2 protein-coding genes and 1 pseudogene are annotated in these 3,564 nt (G+C 64.8%); 1 reads left to right on the top strand and 2 read right to left on the bottom strand.

The genetic code is table 11. The features are described from left to right. Positions 1 to 43: 43 nt before the first annotated feature. Together ELR45_RS18085 and ELR45_RS18090 are read right to left on the bottom strand one after the other, a co-directional pair. Complete coding sequence (locus ELR45_RS18085; RefSeq protein ID WP_129667641.1) at positions 44 to 1,450, bottom strand: ABC transporter substrate-binding protein; 1,407 nt, start codon at positions 1,448 to 1,450, stop codon at positions 44 to 46. A gap of 128 nt (positions 1,451 to 1,578) precedes the next feature. Next, positions 1,579 to 2,967, bottom strand: a complete 1,389-nt coding sequence (locus ELR45_RS18090) for an ABC transporter substrate-binding protein (protein ID WP_129667642.1) — start codon at positions 2,965 to 2,967, stop codon at positions 1,579 to 1,581. Positions 2,968 to 3,342: 375 nt separating this feature from the next. Here ELR45_RS18090 and ELR45_RS38295 point away from each other — a divergent pair. Next, positions 3,343 to 3,564: pseudogene (locus ELR45_RS38295) on the top strand (acyltransferase family protein); the annotation flags it as partial.

A 3,564-nucleotide genomic window follows, 5' to 3' on the forward strand; every position in this document is an offset into this window, starting at 1 on the left:
CCGCCGGGTCCGTTCTTTCGTCGCTGTGGCCATGTCCGCGCCCCTACTCATCCACCGAGCGGACCTGGTCAGCCCCGCGCTCCAGCGACTGCTGGGGGTCCGCGTTCTCTTCGATCACCTCGTACGCCACGTTCTCGGCGAGCTGGATGATCGCCTCCGGGTACCTCGGCCCGGTGTACTCCGGCGCGAGCCGGTCGAACATCTCCTGCAGGTTGGTCATCACCGGCTCGTCGCCGAACCACGGATCGGGCTCGGTCAGCGCGGGATCGTCGTAGACGTCGTTGCGGAAGGGGTCGAAGCCGAGATCGGTCCAGAGCGCGACCTGGGCGTCGTAGGTGAGCTTCGCGAACCCCAGGAACTCCTTCGCGGCGTCGAGCTTCTCCTCGTCGATGTGGGTGGTGATCGCCGTCCCCGTGCCGCCGCCCATGGTGCTGATGAACCCGCCGGGCTCGAACTCCGGCATCGGCCGGACCAGCATGTCGCCCTCGGTATCCGGCATGAACTCGGTGAACCGGATCATGTACCACTGGGGCATCCACACCGACGCGTACTCACCGTTGTTGAACGCCTCGTAGTACGCGGTCTCATGGTGCTCGCTGCCGGGAGGCGCCTCCGCGATGCCGTGCTCGTGCACCATGTCGGAGATCAGCTGCACGGCCTCGACGTTCTCCGGGCTGTCCAGGATCAGCTCGTTATTCTCGTCGTAGATGCCGCCACCGTTCTGCTTCATCAGACCGAGCAGCGACGTCGGCGCGGTCGTCTCCACCGACGTCATCATGGCGTCGGTGTTCTCCGCCACCTGCTGGCCGGCTTCGATGTAGTCGTCCCAGGTCACGATCTCGTCGACGTCGACCCCCGCCTCCTCGAGGACGGCGTTGTTGTAGAACATGACCCAGGTGCCGAGGTGGTAGTCGATGCCGTAGTCGACGCCGTCGAGCTGGTACGGCGCCGTGCGCTCCTCGACCAGCTCGTCGCGGTGAGCGTCCACGACATCGGTCAGCGGATGTAGCTGCACGTCACCGCGGAGGTACGTGCCGAACCTGCCGATCTCGATGTCCACGACGTCCGGCGCACCGGCCCCGGACTGCAGGGCGACCAGCAGCCTGTCGTGCATGTCCTCGTAGTCGGCCACGGAGGCGTTGATGACGATGTTGTAGTCGGAGTTCTCCGCGTTGAACTCCTCCGCCCGCTCCATCATGAAGTCGGCATGGGCGTCGACGAACGTCCAGAACTCGAGCTCGACCTCCTCGCCCTCGTGCTCCGGGTCGACCTCCATGGCCTGTTCTTCGTTCTCCTCCCCCTCTTCGCCTTCGAGGTCGGAGACGCTGCCGCCGCTGTCACACGCGGCGAGAACCGTCGCTCCGGCGGCGATGATGGAGAGAAGAAGAAGTTTCAGCCTGCGTCGGTGTCTCGAAGATCGCGGCAACCGGGTTCTGGCTCGTGTCGTCATCGGCTCGGGTTCCTTTCGCCGGTGGAATCCCCGTCGGGAGCGGTGCTCTCACCGCGTCGTGCATGTGCGGTGTCCGGCCTTCGCCCCGACATACGCGATTCGGGACGAAAGACCGGGCAACGGCGGGGTCAGTCCATGGAACGGACTTCGTCCGCTGCCTGTTCGAGCAGCTCCTGCGGGTCACCGCCCTCTTCGATGACCTCATAGGCGACGATGTCCCTCAGCTGCAGGATGATCTCGGGGTACCTCGGGCCGGTGTACTCAGGAGCGAGGCGGTCGAACATCTCGCTCAGGTTGGTCATCACCGGTTCGTTGCCGAACCACGGGTCAGGCTCGGTGAGCGCCGGGTCGTCGTAGACGTCCACGCGGAACGGGTCGAAGCCCAGCTCGGTCCACAACGCGACCTGGGAGTCATACGTGAGCTTCGAGAACTCCAGGAACTGCTTGGCTGCGTCCAGCTTGTCCTCATCGATCTGGGTGGTGATCGCCGTCCCGGTTCCGCCGCCCATGGTGCTGATGAACCCGCCATCGGAGAACTCCGGCATCCGGCGGATCAAGATGTCGCCCTCGGTCTCCGGCATGAAGTCCTTGAACCGAGTCACGTACCACTGCGGCATCCACACCGACGCGTACTCGCCGGCGTTGAACGCCTCGTAGTACGCGGTCTCATGGTGCATGCCGCCCTCGGCGACGGTGGCGATCTCGTGCTCGTGAACCATGTCGGAGATCAGCTGCAGAGCCTCGACATTCTCCGGACTGTCGAGGATCAGCTCGTTGTTCTCGTCGTACGTCCCGCCGCCGTTCTGCAGCATCGGCCCGATGATCGAGAACCGGTCCGTGGTCTCCACCGACGTCATCATGGCGTCGGTGTTCTCCACCACCTGCCGGCCCGCCTCGATGTAGTCGTCCCAGGTCACGATCTCGTCGACATCGACGCCCGCCTCCTGCATGATCGCGTCGTTGTAATACATGACCCAGGTACCGAGGTGGTAGTCGATCCCGTACTCCACGCCATCGAGCTGATACGGAGCCAACCGCTCCTCCACCAGCTGGTCACGGTGGTTGTCCACGATGTCGGTGAGCGGATGCAGCGGAACCTCACCGCGCAGGAATGTCGCGAACCGCTGAATCTCGATGTCCACGATGTCGGGGGCGCCGGAGCCGGACTGCAGCGAGACCAGCAGGCGGTCGTGCATCTCCTCGTAGTCCGCGGTCGATGCCTCGAGAATGATGTTGTAGTCCGAGTTGGCGGCGTTGAACTCCTCTGCCCGCGCCATCATGAAGTCCGTATGGGCGTCGACGAACGTCCAGAACTCGAGCTCGATGTCCTCGCCCTCCCACTCCGGGTCGGATTCCATCGCCCGCTCGGTGGCCTCCGCACCGTCTTCTCCGCCTTCGGCGTCCAGGTCGGCGACGCTTGGGCCGTCGTCACCACCGCAGGCCGCGACCGCGGCAGCGCCGAGGACGATCGCCGAGCCGAGCGCTAGGAACCTGCGCCTGTCTGTTAGCGCTAACATCTTGCTCACCTCTCAGAACCCGTTCCCCGATTGATGTGGCCACGCACCCCTCCACGGTGCCGCCGACACGTGCACCGCACATGACGACGTCATGCTGCTTGTCCACCATGTCGGACACTGACCGATATTTTGGATGGAATCGAATGCTAGTTGTGGCCTACGCCACGGTCAAGACACGATTCGGAAATGTGACGTTCACGCCCGGCCCATTCCCCCGAGGCCTGGCCTTATGGTGAGCATGCAGGTCCGGCCACGCGTTCACCAGGGCGAAACGTTCGACATAGCCTGGTTGGAAAGGCTCCCACGCCCGGCGACGGTCGGCAATGCCCCGCGGCCTGTCGGCGACGGGATCGTGGCGGAGTAGGTGAGAGCACCGTGAACCTCCTCGAAGGAGTCCGGCGCGCCGCCCGGAAGACCCCGGCCGGCCGCAACCGCCACGTCGACATGGTGCGCGCGTTCGCCATCGGGATCGTCGTACTCGGGCATTGGATGGCGGCGGTCGTGACGACCGACGACGAGATCGACGCGGACAGTGCGTTGGCGCACCTCGAGTGGGCTCACCCAGTGACCTGGGTCCTCCAGGTCATGCCGCTGTTC

The sequence above is a fragment of the Phytoactinopolyspora endophytica genome, assembly GCF_004138495.1.
GTDB classification, from domain to species: Bacteria; Actinomycetota; Actinomycetes; order Jiangellales; family Jiangellaceae; genus Phytoactinopolyspora; species Phytoactinopolyspora endophytica.